Source organism: Streptomyces luteogriseus (genome assembly GCF_014205055.1).
Taxonomy (GTDB): Bacteria; Actinomycetota; Actinomycetes; order Streptomycetales; family Streptomycetaceae; genus Streptomyces; species Streptomyces luteogriseus.
Genome location: NZ_JACHMS010000001.1, coordinates 8,046,531 through 8,069,532, shown reverse-complemented (window position 1 = coordinate 8,069,532; position 23,002 = coordinate 8,046,531). Strand labels below are relative to the sequence as shown.

The window sequence follows — 23,002 nt, the reverse complement described above, 5'->3', positions numbered from 1 at the left end:
CGGCGGTGAGGGTGGTGGCGTCGGCCGCGTGAGTGACGAACAGGGCAGTCGCCTCGGCGGCCGCTCCCTTCACCGCGCGCCGGAGGCGTCCAGCAGCGCGGTCACGGTCTCCGTGGTCAGCCCGTCCAGCGTCTCGATCCCAGCCCCGCCCCGGGCGCTGGCACCGTCGAAGACCAGCATCAGCTGGCGGGCGAGCAGCTCCGGGTCGCGCGCACCGCCCTCCTCCGCCCGGGTACGGAAGAAGTCCAGCAGCCACTCCTTCGCCCCCCGGGCGACGACACTCGCCGGGTGCTCGGGATCCTTCAGCTCGACCAGTGCGGCGAGATAGGGGCAGCCCCGGTAGGACGGCTCGGCCGAGGCCTTCTCCAGCCGTTCGAAGACGTGCAGGATCCTCGCGCGCGGGCTGCCGGTCTCCTGCGGGCCGGGCGCGAACCGCGCCTCGTACTCGGGGAGCCGCCGGGCCAGGCTGGCCGCGAGGACCTCGTCCTTGCTCGCGAAGAGCTGGTACATGGACCGCTTCGAGACTCCGGCGCTCCGGCACAGCGCCTCGACACCGAGGGAGACGCCGTCGCGGTAGAACAACTCGGCCGCCGCGTCGAGGAGCCGGTCCCTGGTGGACGCCTTGTCGGTCGTGGCCATACGGACGAGAGTACCTCGCCCCGGGCTCCTGGGAAACCGATCGGTTTAGAGCGTCCGTCCGACCGGAGAACCCCGTGACAACGTGGGTGAACAAGCGCTTAGATAGTGCTCTGACCGTCCGTCCCACGCCGCCGTCCTGGAGGCCCCGTTGTTCACATCCGTCGACGACGTCTCCGCTCGTCTCGCCGAGACCGGCTACCTCGCCTCCCCCGCCGTCGCCACGACCGTCTTCCTCGCTGCCCGGCTCGGCAAGCCGCTCCTGGTGGAGGGCCCGGCCGGTGTCGGCAAGACGGAACTCGCCAAGGCCGTCGCCACGGTGGCCGGGGCGCGGCTCGTCCGCCTGCAGTGCTACGAGGGCGTCGACGAGTCCCGCGCCCTGTACGAGTGGAACCACGCCAAGCAGCTCCTGCGCATCAGCGCGGGCCGGGACGAGACGTGGGACGAAGCCCGTACGGACATCTTCAGCGAGGAGTTCCTGCTCACGCGGCCGCTGCTGACCGCGATCCGGGGCGACGACCCGAAGGTCCTGCTGATCGACGAGACCGACAAGGCGGACGTCGAGGTGGAGGGCCTGCTGCTGGAGGTGCTCAGCGACTTCCAGGTGACCGTCCCCGAGCTGGGCACGATCACGGCGACGCGGCGCCCCTTCGTCGTCCTCACGTCGAACGCGAGCCGCGAACTGTCCGAGGCGCTGCGCCGGCGCTGCCTCTTCCTGCACATCGGTTTCCCGGACGAGGAGCTGGAGCGCCGGATCGTACGGCTGAAGGTGCCGGGCCTCGACGAGGCGCTGGCCCGCTCGGTCGTGCGGGTCGTGGGCGCGTTGCGGGCGATGGACCTGCGCAAGGTGCCGTCGGTCGCCGAGACCGTCGACTGGGCACACACCCTGCTCGCCCTCGGCGCCGAATCCCTCGACGAGACGGTCGTGCGGGCCACGCTCGGAGTGCTGCTCAAGCACCAGGACGACGTGCTCAAGGCCTCGGCCAAGCTCGACCTGGACGCCCTGTGACGACGCCGCCGGGCGTCGCCGAGCGGCTGACGTCCCTGGTCGGGGCGCTGCGCGCGCACGGCATGCGGATCGGCACCGGCGAGACCGTCGACGCGGCGCGGGCGGTCGGGGAACTCGGCCTCGCGGACCGGGAGCTGCTGCGCGAGGGTCTCGCGGCGACCCTGCTGCACGGGGCCGGACAACGGCAGGTGTTCGACCCCGTCTTCGACCTCTATTTCCCGCGCGGCGTCGGCGGGCCGGAGCAGCGGACAGCCGGGCGGGAGGACCTGCGGGACCGGCTGGCCGACGCCCTGACCGCCGACGACCGGGCGATGCTGGGCCGGCTGGCGATCGAGGCGGTCGACGGTTTCGGCGGCTACGGTTCCTCGCCGGAGTCGGACGGCTGGTCGTCGTATCAGACGCTGGAACGGCTGCGGCCGCAGACACTGCTGGCCCGGGTGCGCGACAACGTCCGGGGGCAGGGCGGGAGTCAGGGGTTCGCGGACCGCTTGCTGGAGGACGAGGTCCGGCGGCGCATCGACGTCTTCCGCGCTCTGGTGGCGGCCGAGGCGCGGCGGCGGGTCGCCGAGCGGCGCGGCCGGGACGAGATCGCCCGGCGGGCGGTGGCCCCGACCGCCGACCGGGTCGACTTCCTGTTCGCCGGGCAGGACCGGCTGGCCGAGCTGCGCAGGACGGTTCAGCCTCTGGCCCGCAAGCTCGCGACCCGGCTGGCGGCGCGGCGCCGTCGCGCCTCGCGGGGCACGATCGATCTGCGGCGGACCCTGCGCGGTTCGCTGTCGACGGGCGGGGTGCCGATGAGGCCGGTGCTGCGCCGACGACGGCCCGCCCGTCCCGAACTGGTGCTGCTGTGCGATGTGTCGGGGTCGGTCTCCGGCTTCTCCGACTTCACGATGCTGCTGGTGCAGGCGCTGCACGAGCAGTTCAGCAAGGTGCGTGTGTTCGCCTTCGTCAACCGGATCGACGAGGTGACCGGGCTGCTGGAGCGCGGGCGGGCCGACCCGGAGGGGCTGAGCAGCCGTATCCAGGGGGAGGCGGCGGTCACGGGCTACCACGGCAGCAGTGACTACGGCATGGCGCTGGGCGAGTTCGCCGAGCGGTACGCGGACGCGGTCGGTTCGCGCACGACCGTGTTCGTGCTGGGTGACGCCCGCACGAACCGGAGCGACCCGAATCTGCCCGCCGTGCGGCAGATCGCCGAACGCGCCCGCCGTGTCCACTGGCTGAACCCGGAGCAGCGCTCCCGCTGGGGTACGGGCGACTCCGTCGCGCCTGCCTACGCCGAGCTGGTCGCGATGCACGAGTGCCGCAACGCCCGGCAGTTGAGCGCACTGGTGGCGCGGCTGCTGCCGGTGTGATCAGGCGGCGGTGAGCTGCGGGTACAGGGCCGCGGGGTCGGCCGCGAGCCCGGCCTTGACCTGCCGCGAGACGTCGTCGGCCAGCACCTCGTAGGCGCCGGACGCGATGCCGTCGAGAGCCTGGGCCGCGACGGATCCGGCCGAGGACTTGGGGGCGTCGACCCCGACGGTCATGTCCGTGTCCACGTAGCCGACATGGAGACCGGTGACGTCGATCCCCCGCGGCTTCAGGTCCAGGCGCAGCGAGTTGGTCTGCGACCAGAAGGCGGCCTTGGACGCGCTGTAGGAGCCGGCGAGGCCGATCCAGGACAGCACGGAGTGGACGTTGAGGATGTGGCCGCCGCCGTTGCGCTCGATGACCGGGACGAAGGCCCGGGTCACCAGGAGCGGCCCGTAGAAGTTGGTCTCGAACTCGCGGCGCACGTCCTCGACGGGCGAGTCGAGGAAGTTGGCGTTGACCGACGCACCGGCGTTGTTGATCAACAGGGTGACGTCCTGTGCCCGTTCGGCCGCCGCGGCGACGGATGCGGGGTCGGTCACCTCCAGGGCCAGCGGTACGGCGTCGGGGTGCGTGACGGTGCGCGGGTCCCGGGCGGTGGCGTACACCTTCCGCGCGCCCCGCTCGTACAGGGCCTCGACCAGCGCCCTGCCGATGCCACGGCTGCCGCCGGTGACCAGAGCGACGGAACCTTCGATGGCGGTCATGGGGTCTCCCTCATCGTCCTCAGTTCGGAAACCGATCGGTTTCCCATGCCGTGAAGCGTAAACCGATCGGTTTCCGAGGGCAAGGGGAGGGTTGCCCGGAGGGAGAGGGAAGGGGCGCGACCCCGGAGAAGATCAGGGTTCGTCCCCGATGGTCCGCGCCCGGGGGACGCCCTACGCTCGCCGGGAGCGGAGGGGGCCTCATGAAGGCAGTGGTGCAGGACCGGTACGGCTCGGCGGACACGCTGGAGTTCCGGGAGATCGACAGGCCGGTGCCGGCGGCCGGTGAGGTGCTGGTGCGGGTGCACGCGGCCTCGGTCAACGCCTACGACTGGCACTTCATGCGCGGCGACCCGCTGCTCGGCCGCGGTGTGATGGGGTTGCGCAGGCCCAGGATGCCGGTGCGGGGCCGGGACTTCGCGGGCCGTGTCGAGGCGCTGGGGCCCGGGGTCACGGGGCTGGAGCCCGGCGACGAGGTGTATGGGGAGGCGGACGGCGCGTTCGCGGAGTACGTGTGCGCGCGGGACGGCGAGGTGGGCCCGAAGCCCGCCAACCTCACCTTCGAGCAGGCCGCCGCGGTGCCGCTGGCGGGGAACACCGCCCTCATGGCCCTGCGCGAGGTGGCCGGCGTGCGGCCGGGGCAGACGGTCCTGGTGAACGGGGCGTCGGGGGGCGTGGGCACCTTCGCCGTGCAGCTCGGCAAGACCTTCGGCGCCGAGGTGACGGGCGTGTGCAGCACGAGGAACGTGGATCTGGTCCGCTCGCTGGGCGCGGACCGGGTCGTCGACTACACGCGGGAGGACTTCGCCCGGTGCGGCAGGCGGTACGACGTGGTCCTGGACCTGGTGGGCAACCGCTCGCTCGGGGAGTTCCGGCGCGTGCTGACCCCCTCCGGGACGCTCGTTCTGTCCGGCGGCGGGGTGTACGAGGGCGGCAGCGTCGTGGGGCCGATGGGGCTCTTCCTCAAACGGCGGCTCCGGGCGCCCTTCGCGGGCGGCCAGCGGTTGTTGGAGGTGTCGGCGCGGCAGAGCAGGGCGAACCTCGGGACGCTGCGGGAGCTGGCCGAGTCCGGGAAGATCACCCCGGTCGTCGAGCGGACGTATCCGCTCGACGCGGCGGCCGAGGCGATCCGGTACCTGGAGGTGGAACACGCGCGGGCGAAGGTGGTGATCACCGTATGAGGCGCCCGCGCGGCCGGTGGATGCTACTCCTGCTTCGCGTACTCCTTCGCCGTCTGTCCCTCGAAGTCGTAGACCACGACCTGTTCGTCACCCACAACCCAGGCGTCGTGACCGGGCGAGCAGACGAAGACGTCGCCGGGGCCGACCTCGGTCTCCCCGCCGTCGTCCATGCGGATGTGCATGCGGCCCTGGGCCATGTAGCAGTAGTGATGCATCTGGCAGGTCGCGGTGCCCGCGATCGGGGCCACGGATTCCGTCCAGCGCCAGCCGGGCTCGAAGGTGGCCACGGCGAAGTCGAGCTCCGTCATGTGGATGGCTTCGAGGTGGCCGCGGGGGAAATCACGCCGCTCGTCGGGCTTGTCGAGCGTCTTCACTTCCAGCATGACGGGCTCCCTTCCGGCCGCGATACTCCGCAGCCGGGGGCCGGCTCGCCCCGGCGGCCCTGGACACCGCCGTCGGCGGCCGGCCCGCTACCTCTCAATTGTCCGCCCTGCCACCCGGGGCCGCCATTCGGGGAGCCCCCGCTCAGCCGCCGCTGCCGCAGAGCTCGGCGAAGCGCCCGGTGTCGATGTTCCCGCCGGAGACGATGACGCCGACCCGGCGCGGCAGGGTGCCCGCCCGGCCGGTGAGCAGCGCCGCCAGGGGGGTGGCGCCGCTCGGCTCGACGACGATCTTCAGGCGTTCGAAGGCGAATCGCATCGCGTCCCGGATCTCGTCGTCGGTGACCAGGACGACGTCGTCGAGGAGCCGTCGGTTGACCGAGAAGGTCAGCTCGCCGGGTGTGTGCAGGGCCTGGCCGTCGGCGATGGTGTGCGGGACCGGGATGCTGATGCGCCGGCCGGCCTCCAGCGAGCGCTTCGTGTCGTCCCCGGTCTCCGGCTCGACGCCGACCGTGCGGATGCCCGGGTGCAGGCCCTTGGCCGCCGTGGCGCTGCCGGCCATCAGCCCGCCGCCGCCGACCGGCGCCAGCAGCGCATCCAGCTCTCCGGCCTCTTCGAGGAGTTCGAGAGCGGCCGTGCCCTGTCCGGCCATGACGTGCGGGTGCTCGTAGGGCGGGATGAGGGCGAGGCCGCGTTCGGCGGCGAGGGCCTCGGCGATGGCGACGCGGTCGCCGGTGTAGCGGTCGTACGTGACGATCTCGGCGCCGTAGCCGACGGTGGCCGCACGCTTCGACGGCGGGGTGTCCTCCGGCATGACGATGACCGCGGTGGTGCCCAGCTCACGGGCCGCCAGGGCGACGGCCTGGGCGTGGTTGCCGGAGGAGTAGGCGGCGATGCCCCGGGACAACTGCTCGGAGGTGAGACGGGAGGCGGCGTTGTAGGCGCCACGGAACTTGAAGGCGCCCACGCGCTGGAAGTTCTCGCACTTGAGGTGGACTTCGGCACCGACCAGGGCGTCGAGGGTGCGCGAGCGCAGCACGGGTGTGCGGTGGGCGACCCCCTTGAGACGGGCGGCGGCGTCGCGGACGTCGTCGAGGGTGACCGGTGGGGTGGTGGTCGTCACGCGGGTCCTCCGGTGGAAGTGTCGTGGGCGGCCCGGGCCCGGGACAGGTAGTTGTAGGCGGAGGCGCGGGAGATTCCGAGCCGGGCGGCGACCTGCTCGACGGCGCCGCGCACCGCGAAGACACCGCGGCTGTCCAGCCCGCCGAACAGCTCCAGGCGCTCCGCGCGGTCGAGCTCCGCCCAGCTGCCCCGCTGCTTCGACTGGTGGACGTCGACGAGGGCGTCGACGACGGAGTCGATGTCGTTGCCGAAGGTGGTGGTCGGCAGCTCCGCCGGGGCGGCGTCGAGTCCGGCGAGCGCGCCGAGCAGGCCGTGGACCTGGGTGACGGCACTGACGTCCACGTTGACGCAGAGGGCGCCGAACACGGCTCCCGTGGAGTCCCGCAGCACCATCGTGGAGGACTTCACCAGTGTCCCGCTGCGGGTGCGGGTGACGTAGTTCAGGTCGTCCTCCGCCTCGTCGCCGCGGGCGAGGACGCGCATGCCGATCTCGCTCATCGCGCCGCCGACCTCGCGCCCGGTCACCGATCCGGCCACGGCGACCACCGATTTCCCTGGGTTCCGGTAGTCGTGCAGCACGACGTCGCACACCGGTCCGAAGGTCGCGGCGATTCCGTCCACGACCGGCGTCAGCGCGGCGAGGATCGCATCCCGCTCGGCATCCCTCTCGTCGGCCATCCCTCCTCCTCTCACCTCCACCACTTTAGACCACAAGTCCAGGACTTGGATAGACAGTCCAAGCATCATCAACAGTTGGCAATGGTTTTCACATGACTTCGACCCAGAACCGCTTTTGACATTCATTCCCACTTAGCGTGATGCCTGCCGATCACCCCTGTGCACGTCCGCCCTGGAGGAGTCATGTCCCTGTCCACGTCCCGCCGCCTCGCGCTGCTGACCAGTGCGTCACTGGCCCTGCTCGCGGGCTGCGGCAGCTCGTCGGGCTCGGCCGACGCCAAGAGCGCACCGGCCCGGGTGGCCGTGGTCGCCTCCACGAACGTCTACGGCGACATCGCCCGGCGCATCGGCGGCGACCGGGTCGAGGTCACGTCGGTCATCAGCGACCCCGACCAGGACCCGCACTCCTACGAGGCCGACCCCCAGAACCAGCTGGCCCTGTCCAAGGCGAAGGTCGTCATCGAGAACGGCGGCGGCTACGACGACTTCGTCGACCACATGCTCAAGAGCGGACACGACGACTCCGCCCAGGTGATCAACGCGGTCGGCGTGTCCGGCCGGACCGCGCCCAAGGGCGGGGAACTCAACGAGCACGTCTGGTACGACTTCCCCACCGTCGCCAAGGTCGCCGACCGGATCGCCACCGCCCTCGCCGAGGCCGACCCGGGTGATGCCGCCGCCTTCGGGAAGAACGCCGCCGCCTTCAAGGCGAAGCTCGCGCCGCTGGAGGCCGAAGAGGCGCGGATCAAGAAGGCACACGGCGGCGACGGCGTCGCCATCACCGAACCGGTGCCGCTGTACATGATCGAGGCGAGCGGCCTGGTGAACAGAACGCCCGCGGCATTCAGCGAGGCGATCGAGGAGGGCGACGACGTCTCGCCGCGCGTCCTCCAGGAGAGCCTCGCGCTGTTCAGCGCCAAGAAGGTGAAGGCCCTCGTCTACAACGAGCAGACCTCCGGCCCCCAGACCGAGAAGGCCGAGGCGGCGGCCAAGGCGGCCGGCATCCCCGTCGTGCCCGTGACGGAGACCCTGCCCACGGGCAAGGACTACTTCGGCTGGATGACCGCCAACCTCGACGCGCTCGCGAGCGCGCTGGCCAAGTGACCCCGATACCCCGGCAGGACGGCACGCCCGTCGTCGCCCTGCGCGCGGCCGCCCTGTCCTACGGCGACCGCGAGGTGTGGAGCGGTCTCGATCTCGACGTACGGCCCGGCGAGTTCCTCGCCGTGCTGGGCCCGAACGGCGCGGGCAAGACCAGCTTCGTCCGGGCCCTGCTGGGCCGTCAGCCGCTGTCCGCCGGCACGCTGACGGTCCTCGGCCGGCCCGCGCGTGAGGCCGCCCGGCACATCGGCTACGTCCCGCAGCAGGCGGCGCTGTCCGCGCAGGCCATGCTGCGCGCCCGCGACCTCGTCCGGTTCGGCATCGACGGCCACCGCTTCGGGCCGCGGCTGCGCACCGGCGGGGTCCGCCGCCGGGTGGACGGGATCCTGGAGTCGGTCGGCGCCTCGGCCTACGCCGACGTCCCGCTCGGGATGCTCTCCGGCGGCGAGCGGCAACGCGTGCGCATCGGGCAGGCCCTGGCGACCGACCCCCGCCTGCTGCTGTGCGACGAGCCGTTGCTGTCGCTGGACCTGAACCACCAGCGGGCCGTCACCGGGCTGATCGACGCCCGGCGCCGCTCCCACGGCACGGCGGTGGTGTTCGTGACGCACGAGATCAACCCGGTGCTGGGCCTGGCCGACCGGGTGCTGTACCTGGCCCGCGGCGGCCACCGGGTCGGCACCGCCGACGAGGTGCTGACCTCCGAGTCGCTCTCCCGCCTCTACGGCACCCGGGTCGACGTGGTACGCGTCCGGGGCCGGGTGGTCGTCGCGGGAGCTCCCGACGAGACGGCCGGCCCGCCGCACCACCCCGAGCAGGCCCACGAGACGGACGGAGTGCGCACATGACACTCGCCGACGGGATCTGGCACCAGATCTTCGACTTCACCGACTACGGCCAACTCCTCGCCCTGGTCCGCAACTCCCTCGTCGCCGGCGTCGCGCTCGGCCTGGTGGGCGGGCTGGCCGGGGTGTTCGTCCTGATGCGGGACCTGCCGTTCGCGGTGCACGGCATCAGCGAACTGTCCTTCGCCGGTGCCTCGGCGGCGCTGCTGCTGGACACGAACGTCGTGGCGGGCTCCATCGCCGGTTCCCTCCTCGCGGCCGGTGCCATAGGCGTCCTCGGAACACGCGCCCGGGACCGCAACTCGGTGATCGGCATCATCATGCCGTTCGGCCTGGGACTCGGCGTGCTCTTCCTCGCCCTCTACAAGGGCCGGGCGGCCAGCAAGTTCGGGCTGCTCACCGGGCAGATCGTGGCCGTGGACACCCCGCAGATGTCATGGCTGCTCGGCACGTCCGTCCTGGTGCTGGCCGCCCTGGCGGTGATGTGGCGCCCGCTCGCCTTCGCCAGCGCGGATCCGGACGTGGCTCAGGCCCGCGGGGTGCCGGTGCGCACGCTCTCCTTCGCGTTCATGCTGGTGCTCGGGCTCGCGGTCGCCCTGTCGGTGCAGATCGTCGGCGCGCTGCTGGTGCTCTCCCTGGTCGTCACCCCGGCCGCGGCGGCCGCCCGCGTCACCGCCTCGCCGGTGCTGCTGCCCCTGCTGAGCGTGCTGTTCGCGGTGGTCTCCATCGAGGGCGGCATCCTGCTCGCCCTGGGCGGCAGCATCCCCATCAGCCCCTACGTCACGACGATCTCCTTCACGGTCTACGCGGTGTGCCGGGCCGCCGGGCGGTACCGGAACCGGCGGTGGGGGGCCCGGCGCACGATGGTGCGAGCGGCCTGAGCGCAGCCCTCACCGCTCGAAGACGACCCGCCCGTCGAAGACCGTGAGATCCACCTGCACCTGGGTGATCTCGTGCGGGTCGAGGTCCGGCAACGGCCGGTCCAGGAACTGGGCCGTTCCGCCGTACGGCTGGCGCTCGAACGGGAGGAGCGGACTCCGGGTGCCGACCACGTGGTGCTGAGCACCCGGTTGGTGATCCGGCAGTCGGTGCGGCGCCTGAAGTGAGCGGTGCCCGCCGGCGGTAGCGGCGGGCACCGTCGGCCTGGATGTGTCAGGCCGCGACGAGGGCCGGGCCCGGATCCTCCGCCGCGGCGAGCAGGGCGAGGAGCGTCGCCCGGGCGCGGGCCACGCGGGAACGGACCGTGCCGACGGGGCAGTTGCTCAGCGCCGCCGCCTCCGCGTAGGGCAGGCCGAGCAGCTGCGTGAGGACGAATGCCTCTCGGCGTTCGTCCGGCAGTCCGGCCAGCAGCTCCAGCAGCGCTACGCCGTCGTCGAAGCCGGGCAGGCCGCGCGGCTGGGCGAGTTCGGCCGCCGGCTCCCAGTCCGGGAGGTCGGCCGGGCGGGGGCGGGCGGCGGAGTAGCGGATGCTGTCGGCCACCGCGCGCCGGGCGATCGCCAGCAGCCAGGTCCGCGCGGAGGAACGGCCCTCGAACCGGTGGAGGCTGCCGAGCGCCCGCAGGAACGTGTCCTGCGCCAGATCGTCCACCGCCTGCGGGTCGGCGCACAGATGGGCCACGTACCGGATGACGTCACGGTGCAGGGCGCGCACGAAGCGGTCGACGGCCGCGGAGTCGCCGCCGCGGGCGGCCAGCGCCCAGGCGGTTATCGACTCGTCGGCCGACGCCGATCTCTCGTGCGCAAGGGGCAGGGCAGGAGTGATCACCTGATGTCCTTCTCGGGATTCCGGGACCACGGGCACACGGGCAGGCAGGCCGTGAGGTCGGACGTGCGCGTGTACCTGCGCGGTCCGGTGAGGGGGGGGGAGGCGGGCGTGCCCGTACGGCGCGTCGGGAGGCGTGACCGCCTGCGGATGACGCGTCGGACCGGACGTACGGCCGCGGCCGGGGCGCACAGGGGCTGCCCCGGGGTGTCACCGGCTGCCGTCAGGCGGCAGCGGCCCCCACGGGTGGTCCCCGGGTGGTGATCGCGTGGACGAGAAGGAGGAGGCGCGGCGTGCGGTTCGACGACCGTCGCCGTGGGCGTACGGGCGGGGGCGGCGGTGCGGGCAGGGCGAACAGGAGCCGCAGCGGTGCGGCGAGCCGGCTGCCCACGGCGCGCAGCAGCCGGAAGACCGCCCGCTCGCCGTGGCCCAGCCACAGGCCGCACAGCAGCGCCGCCAGGAGGTGGGCGGCGAGCATGCCGAGGGAGGAGTCGCCGCCGGGGAGGTGCACCGTGTGCGGGGACATGGACTCCATGGCGCCCGAGCTCATGCCGTGGCTCATGGATCCCATGCCGTGGCTCATGGACGGCATGTCCATGGAGTCCGTCCCAGGTGCCCCGGGCGTCGGCGGTCCGAGCGAGAACGCCGAGTGCAGAGCCGTCTGGACCGCTACGGCGACGGCGACGACCAGGCCGGGTCCGCGTTCGCGGCCCGCCAGGCACCAGCCCGCCACGACCGTCACGGCCCAGCCCGCCAGCAGCGTCGACAGGGGCACGTGGTCGCCGGACATCATGACGTGCCCCAGGGCGGCGAGCACGACACAGACGGCCGCGAACACCGCGGCCCGTATCGTGCGAGCACACCACCCGACTGTCATGGCGCCTCATCCTCGCATCCGGCCCCGCCCCGACACCCATGGGTACGGACAACTCCCCCGCCGGACACTCAATCCAAGCCATGTGATCCAGAGCACTGCCTTGGAGTCGGCGACTCCGGCCGGGCCACGGCAGAATCCCCGGCGTGGACATCACCGCGCAGGAGCTCAATCGAGCCACCCTCGGGCGCCAGTTGCTGCTGGGGCGGGAGGCGATGGAGAGCGGGGAGGCGGTGCGGCGTGTGGTGGCACTGCAGGCGCAGCACCCCGCCTCACCGTACGTGGCGCTGTGGAACCGGCTGGCCGGGTTCGCGCCGGCCGGGCTGGACGCCGCCTTCGCGGGGCGCGCGGTGGTCAAGGCGACCCTGATGCGGATCACGTTGCACGCGGTCCACGCCGACGATTATCAGGTGTTCCGGGAGGCGATGCAGCAGACGCTGTACGCCTCACGGCTCGGGTACCGCTTCGCCGCGGCGGGGCTCACGCCGGCCGACGGCCAGGCGCTGGTCCCCGAGTTGCTGGACTTCGCGGACCGGCCGCGGACGGCCGCCGAGGTGCAGGACTGGCTGGCGGAGCGAGTCGGTGAGGAGAAGAAGGCCGGGGCGTGGTGGGGGCTCAAGGCGTACGCGCCGCTGCTCCATGTCCCGACCGGCGGGCCGTGGTCGTTCGGCGCCCGGTCATCGTTCGTCGCGGCGCGGACCGGTCCCGTGCCCGAAGGGCGGGAGACGGTGGCGGAGGCGCTGAACCACCTCGTCCTGCGCTATCTGGCGGGCTTCGGGCCCGCCTCGGTGGCGGACGTCGCGCAGTTCGCCATGGTGCCGCGGGCGCCGGTACGCCGAGCACTGGTCGCCCTCGACGATGCGGTGGAGCAACTGCGGGGACCCGACGGGACCCTCCTGTACGACGTGCCCGGCGCCTCGCGCCCACCGGCGGACACTCCCGCCCCGCCCCGGCTGATGGCCATGTGGGACAGCGTCCTGCTGGCCCATGCCGACCGCAGCCGCGTGATCCCCCCGGCCTATCGCCGTCTGGTGATCCGGGTGAACGGTGACGTACTGCCCACGCTTCTGGTCGACGGCCGGGTCGCCGGCGTGTGGCGCGCGCTCGACGGCGGCATCGAGGCCATGGCCTTCCACGACCTGCCGGCCGCCGTGTGGGACGGACTCGCCGCGGAGGCCGCGTCGTTGACGACCCTGCTGGCCGGCCGCGACACCGAGGTCTACCGGCGCTACCACCACTGGTGGCCGAAACTCCCCGAGGGTCAGGTGCGCCTGCTCAAGAGCTGAAGCGGCTGCGGCACGGCGGCTGTATGGGGGCGTTCGACGAAAGGCGGGCCGCATACCCGCGGCGTGACGGGCCCCGAGCGACTCTCCGCATGCCGCGGCGTCACCGGCCACTCTCCGCGTGCCGCTGCGTCACCAGCCACTCTCAGCGTGTCGCCCCGTCACCGGCCCCGAACGGCTCTCCGCTGCCACGCCCCGAAGCGGCGGCGTAGTCCGCTCCGGGGGCGGGGGCGCCGTGTTCCCCTGACGCCGTCCGAGGTGTCCCGGGCGGGGCGCCAGGGGTCGCCGGGTGCCGCGGCGGGGCTCTGGGCCTGCGCCTGGGCCTGGATCTCGTAGTGGGAGTCGTGGGCGGTCACCCTGAAGGCCTCTTCGTACGAGGCCATGGCCGCGCGGAAGCCCGAGCCGGCGAGTCCGCGGCGCCGGACCACGGACGAGAGCCAGGCGAAGAGGCCCATGACCACAGCCAGGGCGCCCGCGACGATCAGCAAGGGGAGCCATTGCCCCGCCCACACGGTATCCGTCATACGGGGGCAACGGCTCCCGGTCCCGCCGGGTTCCCCGGCGCCGCACCAGAAGTGACATCGCGTCAGTGGTGGGCATGGACCACGGCGTGGCCCTTGCCGCGGCCGATCATCCACTTGTTGACCGGGGTCGTGATCAGGAAGGCGACCGCGAATCCGCCCAGGAGCGCGTACCAGAAGAGACCCTCCGACAGTTCGGCGTCCATCGCGCCCGGGGTGAGCGCGATGATGAGGTTGTCCACGAGTTCCATCACCGCGATCGAGACCGTGTCCGCGGCGAGGGCGACCCGGATCGCGGCCTTGAGGTCGAGGCCGGCGCGCAGGACCGCGTACAGGGTGAACGAGTAGCCGAAGAGGAACGCGAGCGCGATCGCCACCACCATGGTGGGCACGTTGCCCCATCCCGCCGCCGTGCCGATCACCATGCCGAGGATCTCGCCGATCGCGCACCCGGTCAGGCAGTGCAGCGTCGCCTTCACGGCGGTGCCCCAGGACGCGGTCCCGTGCCGGCGCAACCCGTGATGCTTCTCAGGTTCATGAGCGGTGTGGTCCATGACGTCGACTATATACCCCCCAGGGGTATCTATGTGAGAGATCTGCCGGGACTCGCCGGACCTTCCCGCACGGTGCTGTGCACCGCTCGACGACCGGCCGGATCTTCGACCTAGAGTGGGTCGCCATGACGACCCACCCGACGCCTTCGCCCCAGCCGGACCAGCAGACCCAGCAGACCCAGCAGGCCCAAGAGACCCGGGAGACCCGGCCGCCCGGAGCGACTCCGCCGTCCCGGGCCGCGCAGGACTTCCTCTCCGAGCTGTTCTCCCTGGAGGGCCGGGTCGCGGTGGTCACCGGGGGCAGTTCCGGGATCGGCCGCGCCATCACCGGCGCACTCGCCCGGGCGGGGGCGAGCGTGGTGGTCGTGGCGCGGGGCGAGGCCGGGCTGGTCGCGACGGTCGAGGAGCTCACGGCCCAGGGGTGCCGCGCCGCATGGGTCAGCGCGGATCTGAGCACCCGCGAGGGGGTGCGGACGGCCGCCGAGCGGGCGGCCGGGGTGTTCGGGGAGCCCGACATCCTCGTCAACAGCGCCGGGATCAACCTGCGTCCGCCGATGGACGAGCTCGGCGAGGACGTCTGGGACGCCACGATGGCGGTCAACCTGGAGGCGCCGTTCCTGCTGGGGCAGCGCTTCGGGCCCGGCATGGCGGAGCGCGGGTACGGGCGGATCATCCACATCAGCTCACAGCAGGCGCATCGCGCGTTCGTCCAGAGCGGTGCCTACGGCGCCTCCAAGGGCGGGCTGGAGGCACTGGCGCGCTCCCAGGCCGAGGCCTGGTCGCCGCGCGGGGTCACCTGCAACCTCCTCGTGCCGGGCTTCGTCATGACACCGCTCAACGCGCAACTGTCGTCGGACCCGGAGAGGGTGGCCGCCCTGGCCGCCCGCACGATGGTCGGGCGGAACGGTCTCGCCGAGGACTTCGCGGGTGCGGCGGTCTTCCTGGCGAGCGCGGCGTCCGCCTACGTGACCGGGCAGTCGGTCTTCGTCGACGGCGGGCTGTCCGTCCACTGACGCCGCCCCCGCGTGGGCCGGGGTCCCCCGAACGGCGAGCGGCCGACGGGCGACGGGCCGTGCTCGGTGTCACGCTGGGCACACCGGCCCCGTGGAAGGGAAGCATCGCCATGATCACGACGGAGTACGTCCCCGGCTCCCCCTGCTGGCTCGACCTGGGCGCTCCGGACGTCCGGGCCGCCGCCACCTTCTACGGCGCCGTCCTCGGATGGGACTACGAGTCCATGGGTGAGAGCGAGGACTTCGAGGGCGGGATGTTCAAGAAGGACGGCAAGATCGTCGCCGGGCTCGGCAAGCTCACCGAGGAGGGCGCGCGCCCGGCCTGGATGCTCTACTACAGCGTTACCGACGCGGACGCCACGACGCAGGACGTGCAACAGGCGGGCGGCACCGTACGGGTCCCGCCGATGGACCTCGACGACTGGGGCCGGATGGCGCAGTACAGCGACCCGCTGGGCGGTCAGTTCGCCGTATGGCAGCCGGGCACGAACAAGGGCCTGGAGCTGGTGGACCAGCCGGGTTCGCTGTCGTGGACCGAGCTGTACACGAGCGACGCCGCGGGCGCTCGGGAGTTCTACGGCACTCTCTTCGGCTGGCAGTTCAGCGACATGCCGCTGCCGGGCGGCGCGGGCACCTACACCCTGATCACCCCCTCGGGGCTCCCCGAGGACCGGATGCACGGCGGGCTCATGCAGCTCCGCAAGGAGGAGCTGACACTGACGGGCGGGCGGCCGTACTGGCACCCGGTCTTCGCCGTCGACGACTGTGACGCCGCGGTGGCCCAGGTCGACGCGAGCGGCGGCAGCGTGCAGATGGGCCCGGAGGACGTGGAGGGCGTCGGCCGGCTCGCCGTCTGCCTCGACCCGGCGAACGCGGACTTCGTGGTGCTCGCCCCGTCCGAGAGCTGAGCCGGGCCGCCTCGGCCGGTGCGGAACCGGGCCCGGTTCCGCACCGACCACCTCCCCGCGGCGCCGCCTCGGCCGGCTCGGGGAGCCCGCGGCCCCCGGCCGACACCCCGAACCCCTCTTGCATATGATTCGCAAATGCGTAAGTACAGCATCAGGGAAGCCGGCGCGGCCGACATCGACGGGGCCCGGGCGGTGATGCTCGACGCCGTGTACCGCGACTTCGGCACGGGGTACGTGCCGCGGTGGCACGCCGACATCATCGACCCGGTGCCGTTCTACGTCGCGCCGCCCCGGCACACGCTGCTGGTGGCCGTGGACGAGCAGGACGGAACGGTCGCGGCCACGGCGGCACTCGACGCGCGCGGACCTGAGCACCCGCCGAACCCGCACTGGCTGGCCGAGCGGTTCCCCTCGGGCGAGACGGCTCAGCTCCGGCGGGTCTACGTGCGCCCGGAGCACCGGCGGCGCGGGCTGGCCCGGCAACTGGTGGACGGCCTGCTGGAGTTCGCCCTGGCCGACGGCGGATACCGGTCCGTGTATCTGCACACCTATCCGCGGTCCCCCGGCGCGATGGACCTGTGGCGGGCGCTGGGCAAGGTGGTCTGCGACGAGCGGGACGAGGTGCCCGGCGGGGGCGGCGGCGTCGTGCACTTCGAGATACCGCTCGCTTAACGAAAATGGTATTCATATACACTATGAGAACTCCCCGCCGGCTCATAGCCGGGCTGTTCGTGCTGCCCCTGCTCTCCGGTTGTTTCGCGTCCTCCGGCGACGACGCGTCGGCCGACTCGGGCTCCGGCGACGGCGCCCGGCTGCGTGTCGCCCTGCCCTTCGCCCCCACCGAGAACTACTCGCCGTACGGCCAGGACGCGATGCTCCTGTCCCGGCTCGGCGTCACCGAAGGGCTGACCAAGCTGGACGCGAACGGCACGGCGGTCCCCGCGCTGGCCGAGTCGTGGAGCAGTGAGAACGGTGGCCGGAGCTGGGTGTTCACCCTGCGGGACGCGAGCTTCCAGGACGGCGGGACCGTCACCGCACAGGCCGTCGCCGTCGCCCTCACGGCCGCCGGGAAGGCCGACCCGGCGCCGTCCGCGCTCTCCGGTGTGAAGCTGACCGCCGCGGCGGAGGACGACAAGCGGGTCCGGGTCAGCACCGCCGAGGCCGACCCCGTTCTGCCGTTGCGGCTGTCGAACCCCTCCCTCGCGGTGTTCGCGCCGAAGGCGTACGACGAGAAGGGCACGGTGAACGTCGTCGGCACCGCCACCGGCCCCTTCGCACTCACCAGGATCGACGGCGACACCGCCGCCACGCTGAACCGTTTCGACGACTACTGGGGCGGCCGGGCCCAGGCGTCCGGCGTCACCGCCCGGTTCGTCTCCGACGGCACCGCCCGCGCCAACGCCCTGCGCACCGGCGAGGCCGACATCGCCGAGTCCCTGCCCGTCGCCCAGGTCGCCTCCCTGGACAAGGACGAGATCCACGAGGTCGACACCGCCCGCAACAGCAGCCTGTACCTCAACACCAAGTCCGGCGCGTTCACCGACGCGGGGCTGCGGGCGGCCGCACGCGAGGCGATCGACACCTCGGTCATCGCCAAGGGCGCGTACGAGGGGTACGCCGTGCCCGCGCAGGGCCTGTTCGGCCCGGCCCTGACCTGGGCCGCCGGCAAGCGCGTCGAACCGGCCGGGCGGGCACGGGCGACCGGCCCCGACGGCGAGCGCATCACCCTCGCCACCTACAGCGACCGGCCCGAGCTTCCGGAGACCGCCCAGGTGCTCCAACAGCAGCTGCGGAAGGCGGGGTTCGAGGTGAAGCTGGAGGTCCGCACGTACGCGCGCCTGGAAGGCGACCTGCTGGGCGGCAAGTTCGACGCCTCGGTCTTCTCCCGCAACATGATGCTGGACACCGGCGACCCGGTCACCGTCCTCGCGAGCGACTACACCTGCGACGGCTCCAACAACCTGTCGTTCCTGTGCGACAGGAACGTGGACAAGCTGGTCGCCGCCGCCCAGGCCGAGTCCGGCACCGCCGAGCGGCAGGACGCCGCCATGAAGGCGGAGGCGGCCGTCCTCGGCACCGACTCGGTGATCCCGCTGGTGCATCAGAAGCTCGTCGCGGGCATCGCGACGTCCGTCCGGGGCGCGCTGCCCGATCCGTACGAGCGCACCCTCATAGGGACGGGGACCCGGCGCTGAACACCTCGAACACACCCTGGACGAACGGTGCCGCCGCCCGAGTGCGCTCACTCGCGGGCGGTGGCGCCCCGGCGCTGCTGTGGCGGACCGTGCTCGTGGCCGCCCTGGTGTGCGGTATCGGTCTGCTGCCGTGGCTGTCCCGTACCGACCCCGCGCTGACCGTGCTCAGGGCGCGGTCGGCGGACCGCGACCCCGATCCGGAGACCCTGCGTGCCATCCGCGACGACCTCGGCCTGGACGACGGCCCGTCGGCCCTGCTCGGCCGCTGGCTGGGTGGGCTGCTGCACGGCGACGCGGGCACGTCCTGGGTGTCCGGCAGCCAGGTGCTGCCCGGCGTCGTACAGGCCCTCGGCGCGTCGCTGCTGCTGATGGCCGGCGCTCTGGTGGTCGCCGCGGGCGTGGTGGCCGCCGTCTGCGCCCGTACGCTCCGGCTGGGCGCGCGGGGCCGGCTCGGGGCGCGTCGCCCCGGCGGGTCGGCGACGGCGGTGCTGGCCGCGCTGCCCGAGTTCCTCGTCGCCGCGGTGCTGGCCTCGGTGATCGGCGTGCAGCTGGGCTGGCTGCCCGCCCTGGGCTGGTACGGGCCGCAGTGGATGGTGCTGCCCTCGCTCGCCCTCGGCCTGCCCGCCGGGGCGGTCCTCGGGCGGATGCTCGACGACCTGCTGCCCGGCGCGTTCGGAGAACCCTGGGCGATGGCGGCCGCGGCACGCGGTGTGCCGTCGAGGTGCGTGGCGCGGCAGGCGGTGCGCCGCTGCGTGCCCGGACTGCTGCCGAACCTGGCGCTGTTCGTGGTGGGCCTGACCGGCGGGTCGGTCGCCGTCGAGCAGATCTTCGACATCCCGGGCCTGGGCCGGCTCACCCTGCACGCCGCACTCGCCCAGGACCTGCCCGTCCTGCAGACCGGCACACTCGCCCTCGTCCTGCTCGCGGCCACCGCGGGGCTCCTCGCCCGGCTCGCCGCCCGCTTGCTGATCGGTCCGGCGCTGCGCGACGGCGCCCTGCAGTCCCTGCACCGGCCCCGGCCGCCCGCACCCCGCACCCTCCCCCTGCTCTATGGAGGGCTGCTGGCCGCCGTCATCGGCTTCGGGCTGCCCCGCGAACCGCTCGCCCTGGACACCCTCGACCGGCTGCGCGCCCCCTCACTCGAGCATCCCTTCGGCACGGACGCGCTCGGCCGGGACGTGCTCGCCCGCATCTCCCACGGCGCGCTGACCACCCTCGGCACCGCCCTCGCGGTGAGTGCCGCCGCCCTCGCCGCCGGGCTGCTGCTGGGGCTGCTGCCGAGGGTGTCCGGGCCGCTGGTCGACACCCTCAGCGCCGTACCGCCGGTACTGGCCGGGCTGCTCGTCACCGGCGTCTTGGGCAGCGGGACCTGGACGCCCGCGTTCGCCGTGGCCGTCGTGGCCTGGTCCCCGCTGGCCGCGCACACCTCCTCCCTGCTGCGGCAGGAGCGCGCTACCACGCACCTGACGGCCACCCGGGCGCTGGGCGCCGGCCGCTGGTACCTGCTCCGGCACGAACTGCTGCCCGCCGTCGCGCCCCCGGTCGCCCGGCACGCCCTGCTCCGCCTGCCGGGCATCGCGCTCAGCCTCGCCGCACTGGGCTTCCTCGGGCTGGGCGCCCAGCCGCCGTCCCCCGACTGGGGCCTGCTGCTGGCCGAGAACCAGCCGTACGCCGAGCGCGCCCCGTGGGCCGTCCTCTTCCCCGCCGCCGTACTCGCCCTGCTCGGGGCCCTCGCGGTGACGGCCGCGGGCGGCGTACGGCTTCCCCGGCGGCGCACCCGGCCCGCCGGCCCGGCCGGACCACCCGCGGACCGGGTCGTGCCGGCCCCGCTCCGGCGACCGGACCACCCCGACGCCCTCCTGACGCCCGTGTCCGCCTCACAGACAGAAGAACGATGACCGACCCCGCCCCCCTCGCACCGGCCCGCGAGGCCGCCCGCAGGTCCGACGCCGGGACCCGTGACAGCACCTGGCGCCTGTGCCGGGAACTGTCGCCGCTGCTGCGGCTGCTGATCCTCACCCAGCTCGCCTTCAACATCGGCTTCTACGCCGTCCTGCCGTTCCTCGCCGCACATCTCGGCAGCGCGATCGGCATGGCGGGCTGGCTGGTCGGGTTCGTGCTCGGGCTGCGCACCTTCAGCCAGCAGGGGCTGTTCGTGGTCGGCGGCTGGCTCGTCGACCGGTTCGGGGTGCGACCGGTCGTGCTGGCGGGCTGCGTGCTGCGGATCGCCGGGTTCGTCTGGCTCGGGTACGCGCGGGCGCCGGGGGCCGTGATCGGGGCGGTGCTGGTGATCGGGTTCGCCGCCGCACTGTTCTCCCCGGCCGTGGAGTCCGAGGTGGCCCGCCAGGCGGTGGTCTGGGAGGAGGGCGGCCACGGGCCGCGCACCCGGGTCCTCGCCCTGTTCAGCGTGGCGGGCCAGATCGGGGCGTTCGCCGGGCCGCTGCTCGGCGCGCTGCTGCTCGCCGTGGACTTCCGCACCGCGTGCCTCGCGGGTGCCGCGGTCTTCGTCCTCGTCCTGGCCGGGCACCTGTGGCTGATGCCGCAGCACATCCCCGGCCGGGTCCGCGTCCGGAAGCGGGGTGGGGCCCGCGCCCTGCTGCGCAACCGCCGCTTCCTCGCCCTGTGCTGTGCCTACGGCACCTATCTGCTCGCCTACAACCAGCTGTATCTGGCCCTGCCGGACGAGGTGCAGCGCGCGGCGGGCTCCCAGGCGCCGCTGTCCTGGCTCTTCGCCCTGTCCTCGGTGCTGGTGGTGTTCACCCAGCTGCCGGTGACCCGCTGGGCCGGCGACCGGCTCGATCTGCGCCGTTCGATGACCGCGGGACTGTTGCTGATCGCGTCCGGCTTCGCGGTGGTGGCCGCGGCCCGCCCGGCAGGCTGGACCGGCACCGCCGGGCTGCTGCCGGCCGCGGGCTTCGTGATCTTGCTCACCGTGGGGCAGATGCTGGTGGTGCCCGCAGCCCGCGCCTGGGTGCCCGACCTCGCCGAAGAGGGCCGGCTCGGGCTCTACATGGGCGCGTTGTCGTCCGTCTCCGGTCTGATCGTCCTGGCCGGCAGCGCGGCCACCGGCTCGCTGCTCGACCTGGGGCTGCCGGCCGCCGTGCCGTGGCTGGTCCTCGCGGCCGTACCGGCCCTGGCGGTGCCCCTGCTGCCGCGCCGTGCGAAGGAGGCGGGCACCGGGGGCTGAGACCCCGCTCGCGCTCCGAGGCAACCGGGCCTGCCGGGGTGTCACCCCGGCGGGCGACCCCTTCGTTCCGGTTCGCTCCGGGAATCACCGGAGCGCACCCTTCGCGGACACCGCTGCGGAGTTCGGTGGCCGCGCCGCGCCAGTATCCTGGGTCGGCTGCGGCACCCCCCACCAATCCCCGTGCGTAAGCGGGGAGTTCGGCCTGCGGCAACGACTTTCCCACACGTGAGACGAGGACGAGTGCTGCTAGCGGGCCGCTACCGGCTGGATGTTGAGATCGGGCGCGGTGGAATGGGAGAGGTCTGGCGCGCGTACGACGAGACGCTCGCCAGAGCGGTGGCCCTCAAGCTGCTGCTCCCCCAGGACACCGATGCCACGGCGACCTCCCGGTTCCGTCTGGAGGCTCAGACCGCCGGGCGTCTCAACCACCCCAACGTGGTCGGCGTCCTGGATTTCGGCGAGTACGACAACCGGCTGTACCTGGTGATGGAGCTGGTCGAGGGCGACAGCCTCGCCGGAGTGCTGGCCGGTTCCGGCGCCCTCCCCGCCGAGCAGGTGGCCGATCTGGCCGCACAGGCGTCCGCCGGACTCGCCGCCGCGCACGGGCAGGGCATCGTGCACCGGGACGTCAAACCCGCCAACCTGCTGCTGGACACGGGCGGCACCCTGAAGATCGGCGACTTCGGCATCGCGCGGTTCCTCGACGACCCGGGCGCCGCGCTCACCGCCACCGGGCAGATCGTCGGCACCGGCCTCTACCTCGCTCCCGAGCGCGCCCTGGGCAAGCAGGCGGGTCCCGCCTCCGACATGTACTCCCTGGGCTGCGTGCTCTACCAGCTCCTCAGCGGACGTCCACCGTTCCAGGCCGACACCGCCGTGGCCCTCCTCCACCAGCATCTCGACTCCGCCCCCGTGCCGCCCCGAGAGCTCGGAGTCACCGGACTGCCACCGGCGTTCGAGAACTACCTCCTCGGTCTGCTCGCCAAGCAGCCCGAGGACCGGCCCACCGCCCAGCAGGCCGCCGAGTGGTTCGCCGGGGGCGCCTGGCGTGGCCTGCCCGAGCCGCTGCCGCAGGCCTCGCCGCCGCGGCCCAGGACGACGTCCACGGCGATGCCCGCCGGGCCGGGGCCGTACGCGGCGGCCGAGGCCGGCACCCCGACCACGTACGCCCTGCCCGCCACCACGGGACACCGCAGCGCGGCCCGGGCGGCCCAGGCGGGGCGTTCGGGCCGCTCCCGCGGGCGCGGCGGCCCGGGCAACCGGTCGCGACTGGCCGCGACGGCCGCCGCCGCGGCGCTCTTCCTCGCCGCGATGCTCATCGGCATGCGCTGGTTCTCACCCGACACGACCGCGGAGGGCACCGAGCCCGACGCGTCCCCGACCGCGAGCAGCCCCGCCGCCACGCCGTCCACCGACAGCGCGTCGTCTTCGTCCGCCGGTTCCGAGGCCGGTCCCGGGGCCGGTCCGGCGGCCGGTCCGGGGGTGGCCGGCACGCCGGCCACCGGCACCGTGGCCGATGTCACTCCGTCCGTGCCGGCCGCTTCCCCGACACCCGACGCGCCCGCACCCGGATCCCCGGCTCCGACGCAAGAGGCGGGCGCGGGCGGGCCGGAGCAGCCGACGCCGGAGAAGCCGGGCCAGGCCGGGGATGACGGGGAAGGCGACGGCGGCGGGGACGACGAGGGCGACGGCTGACA

Annotated in this window: 23 protein-coding genes and 1 pseudogene; 15 read left to right on the top strand and 9 right to left on the bottom strand. The window is 73.3% G+C overall.

What is annotated here, in order from left to right:
• Nucleotides 1-69: 69 nt before the first annotated feature.
• Complete coding sequence (locus BJ965_RS35845; protein ID WP_184915204.1) at nucleotides 70-639, bottom strand: TetR/AcrR family transcriptional regulator; 570 nt, start codon at nucleotides 637-639, stop codon at nucleotides 70-72.
• 148 nt (nucleotides 640-787) lie between these two features.
• On the opposite strand from BJ965_RS35845, the gene BJ965_RS35840 reads away from it, so the two are divergent.
• Both BJ965_RS35840 and BJ965_RS35835 read left to right on the top strand, forming a co-directional pair.
• Complete coding sequence (locus tag BJ965_RS35840) at nucleotides 788-1,645, top strand: AAA family ATPase (RefSeq protein WP_184915201.1); 858 nt, start codon at nucleotides 788-790, stop codon at nucleotides 1,643-1,645.
• Entirely contained in the window at nucleotides 1,642-3,000 is a 1,359-nt protein-coding gene (locus BJ965_RS35835) for a vWA domain-containing protein (RefSeq protein WP_184915198.1), read from the top strand. The genes BJ965_RS35840 and BJ965_RS35835 overlap by 4 nt, the downstream gene beginning before the upstream one ends.
• Here the strand turns inward: BJ965_RS35835 and BJ965_RS35830 are convergent, their stop codons facing one another.
• Nucleotides 3,001-3,705 (bottom strand): SDR family oxidoreductase, encoded by a 705-nt coding sequence (locus tag BJ965_RS35830; protein ID WP_184915195.1) that lies wholly within the window; start codon nucleotides 3,703-3,705, stop codon nucleotides 3,001-3,003.
• Between the two features lie 200 nt (nucleotides 3,706-3,905).
• Here BJ965_RS35830 and BJ965_RS35825 point away from each other — a divergent pair, with 200 nt between their 5' ends.
• The gene (locus BJ965_RS35825; protein ID WP_184915192.1) at nucleotides 3,906-4,883 is read left to right on the top strand and encodes an NAD(P)-dependent alcohol dehydrogenase; all 978 of its coding nucleotides are present in this window, start codon (nucleotides 3,906-3,908) and stop codon (nucleotides 4,881-4,883) included.
• Nucleotides 4,884-4,906: 23 nt separating this feature from the next.
• On the opposite strand, the gene BJ965_RS35820 is transcribed toward BJ965_RS35825, so the two are convergent.
• From BJ965_RS35820 to BJ965_RS35810, 3 genes are all read right to left on the bottom strand, one after another.
• On the bottom strand, nucleotides 4,907-5,266 hold the full coding sequence (locus tag BJ965_RS35820; protein WP_030845277.1) for a cupin domain-containing protein: 360 nt from the start codon (nucleotides 5,264-5,266) through the stop codon (nucleotides 4,907-4,909).
• Between the two features lie 142 nt (nucleotides 5,267-5,408).
• Entirely contained in the window at nucleotides 5,409-6,386 is a 978-nt protein-coding gene (locus BJ965_RS35815; protein WP_184915189.1) for a pyridoxal-phosphate dependent enzyme, read from the bottom strand.
• Nucleotides 6,383-7,063, bottom strand: coding sequence for a helix-turn-helix transcriptional regulator (locus BJ965_RS35810; protein ID WP_184915186.1), 681 nt, complete (start codon nucleotides 7,061-7,063; stop codon nucleotides 6,383-6,385). Before BJ965_RS35810 ends, BJ965_RS35815 begins: the two co-directional genes overlap by 4 nt.
• A 183-nt stretch (nucleotides 7,064-7,246) precedes the next feature.
• Between BJ965_RS35810 and BJ965_RS35805 the strand changes: the two genes are divergently transcribed.
• The 4 genes and pseudogenes from BJ965_RS35805 to BJ965_RS39685 form a co-directional block, all read left to right on the top strand.
• Entirely contained in the window at nucleotides 7,247-8,167 is a 921-nt protein-coding gene (locus BJ965_RS35805) for a metal ABC transporter solute-binding protein, Zn/Mn family (protein ID WP_184915183.1), read from the top strand.
• Nucleotides 8,164-9,012: a metal ABC transporter ATP-binding protein gene (locus tag BJ965_RS35800; protein ID WP_184915165.1), complete on the top strand. Its 849-nt coding sequence runs from the start codon at nucleotides 8,164-8,166 to the stop codon at nucleotides 9,010-9,012. The genes BJ965_RS35805 and BJ965_RS35800 overlap by 4 nt, the downstream gene beginning before the upstream one ends.
• Nucleotides 9,009-9,890 (top strand): metal ABC transporter permease, encoded by an 882-nt coding sequence (locus tag BJ965_RS35795; protein ID WP_184915162.1) that lies wholly within the window; start codon nucleotides 9,009-9,011, stop codon nucleotides 9,888-9,890. The genes BJ965_RS35800 and BJ965_RS35795 overlap by 4 nt, the downstream gene beginning before the upstream one ends.
• A 96-nt stretch (nucleotides 9,891-9,986) precedes the next feature.
• A pseudogene (locus tag BJ965_RS39685) lies at nucleotides 9,987-10,115 on the top strand (LacI family transcriptional regulator); the annotation flags it as partial.
• Between the two features lie 46 nt (nucleotides 10,116-10,161).
• Here the strand turns inward: BJ965_RS39685 and BJ965_RS35785 are convergent.
• On the bottom strand, nucleotides 10,162-10,773 hold the full coding sequence (locus BJ965_RS35785) for a sigma-70 family RNA polymerase sigma factor (RefSeq protein WP_184915157.1): 612 nt from the start codon (nucleotides 10,771-10,773) through the stop codon (nucleotides 10,162-10,164).
• Between the two features lie 220 nt (nucleotides 10,774-10,993).
• Complete coding sequence (locus BJ965_RS35780) at nucleotides 10,994-11,647, bottom strand: hypothetical protein (protein ID WP_184915153.1); 654 nt, start codon at nucleotides 11,645-11,647, stop codon at nucleotides 10,994-10,996.
• Between the two features lie 143 nt (nucleotides 11,648-11,790).
• Here BJ965_RS35780 and BJ965_RS35775 point away from each other — a divergent pair, with 143 nt between their 5' ends.
• On the top strand, nucleotides 11,791-12,930 hold the full coding sequence (locus tag BJ965_RS35775; protein WP_184915150.1) for a winged helix DNA-binding domain-containing protein: 1,140 nt from the start codon (nucleotides 11,791-11,793) through the stop codon (nucleotides 12,928-12,930).
• A gap of 158 nt (nucleotides 12,931-13,088) precedes the next feature.
• Here the strand turns inward: BJ965_RS35775 and BJ965_RS35770 are convergent, their stop codons facing one another.
• Together BJ965_RS35770 and BJ965_RS35765 are read right to left on the bottom strand one after the other, a co-directional pair.
• The gene (locus tag BJ965_RS35770; RefSeq protein WP_184915147.1) at nucleotides 13,089-13,451 is read right to left on the bottom strand and encodes a hypothetical protein; all 363 of its coding nucleotides are present in this window, start codon (nucleotides 13,449-13,451) and stop codon (nucleotides 13,089-13,091) included.
• Between the two features lie 62 nt (nucleotides 13,452-13,513).
• The gene (locus BJ965_RS35765; RefSeq protein ID WP_184915145.1) at nucleotides 13,514-14,002 is read right to left on the bottom strand and encodes a DUF4396 domain-containing protein; all 489 of its coding nucleotides are present in this window, start codon (nucleotides 14,000-14,002) and stop codon (nucleotides 13,514-13,516) included.
• 125 nt (nucleotides 14,003-14,127) lie between these two features.
• Here BJ965_RS35765 and BJ965_RS35760 point away from each other — a divergent pair, with 125 nt between their 5' ends.
• The 7 genes from BJ965_RS35760 (at nucleotide 14,128) to BJ965_RS35730 (ending at nucleotide 23,000) form a co-directional block, all read left to right on the top strand.
• A complete protein-coding gene (locus tag BJ965_RS35760; protein WP_246546177.1) occupies nucleotides 14,128-15,015 on the top strand; it encodes an SDR family NAD(P)-dependent oxidoreductase in 888 nt (295 codons plus the stop codon).
• Nucleotides 15,016-15,125: 110 nt separating this feature from the next.
• Complete coding sequence (locus tag BJ965_RS35755; protein ID WP_184915142.1) at nucleotides 15,126-15,923, top strand: VOC family protein; 798 nt, start codon at nucleotides 15,126-15,128, stop codon at nucleotides 15,921-15,923.
• Nucleotides 15,924-16,058: 135 nt separating this feature from the next.
• Nucleotides 16,059-16,595 (top strand): GNAT family N-acetyltransferase, encoded by a 537-nt coding sequence (locus BJ965_RS35750; RefSeq protein ID WP_184915137.1) that lies wholly within the window; start codon nucleotides 16,059-16,061, stop codon nucleotides 16,593-16,595.
• Nucleotides 16,596-16,618: 23 nt separating this feature from the next.
• Nucleotides 16,619-18,118, top strand: a complete 1,500-nt coding sequence (locus BJ965_RS35745; protein WP_184915134.1) for an ABC transporter substrate-binding protein — start codon at nucleotides 16,619-16,621, stop codon at nucleotides 18,116-18,118.
• 41 nt (nucleotides 18,119-18,159) lie between these two features.
• The gene (locus BJ965_RS35740) at nucleotides 18,160-20,016 is read left to right on the top strand and encodes an ABC transporter permease subunit (RefSeq protein ID WP_313667553.1); all 1,857 of its coding nucleotides are present in this window, start codon (nucleotides 18,160-18,162) and stop codon (nucleotides 20,014-20,016) included.
• Complete coding sequence (locus tag BJ965_RS35735) at nucleotides 20,013-21,305, top strand: MDR family MFS transporter (RefSeq protein WP_184915131.1); 1,293 nt, start codon at nucleotides 20,013-20,015, stop codon at nucleotides 21,303-21,305. Before BJ965_RS35740 ends, BJ965_RS35735 begins: the two co-directional genes overlap by 4 nt.
• Nucleotides 21,306-21,545: 240 nt before the next feature.
• On the top strand, nucleotides 21,546-23,000 hold the full coding sequence (locus BJ965_RS35730) for a serine/threonine-protein kinase (RefSeq protein ID WP_184917894.1): 1,455 nt from the start codon (nucleotides 21,546-21,548) through the stop codon (nucleotides 22,998-23,000).
• Nucleotides 23,001-23,002: the final 2 nt, after the last annotated feature.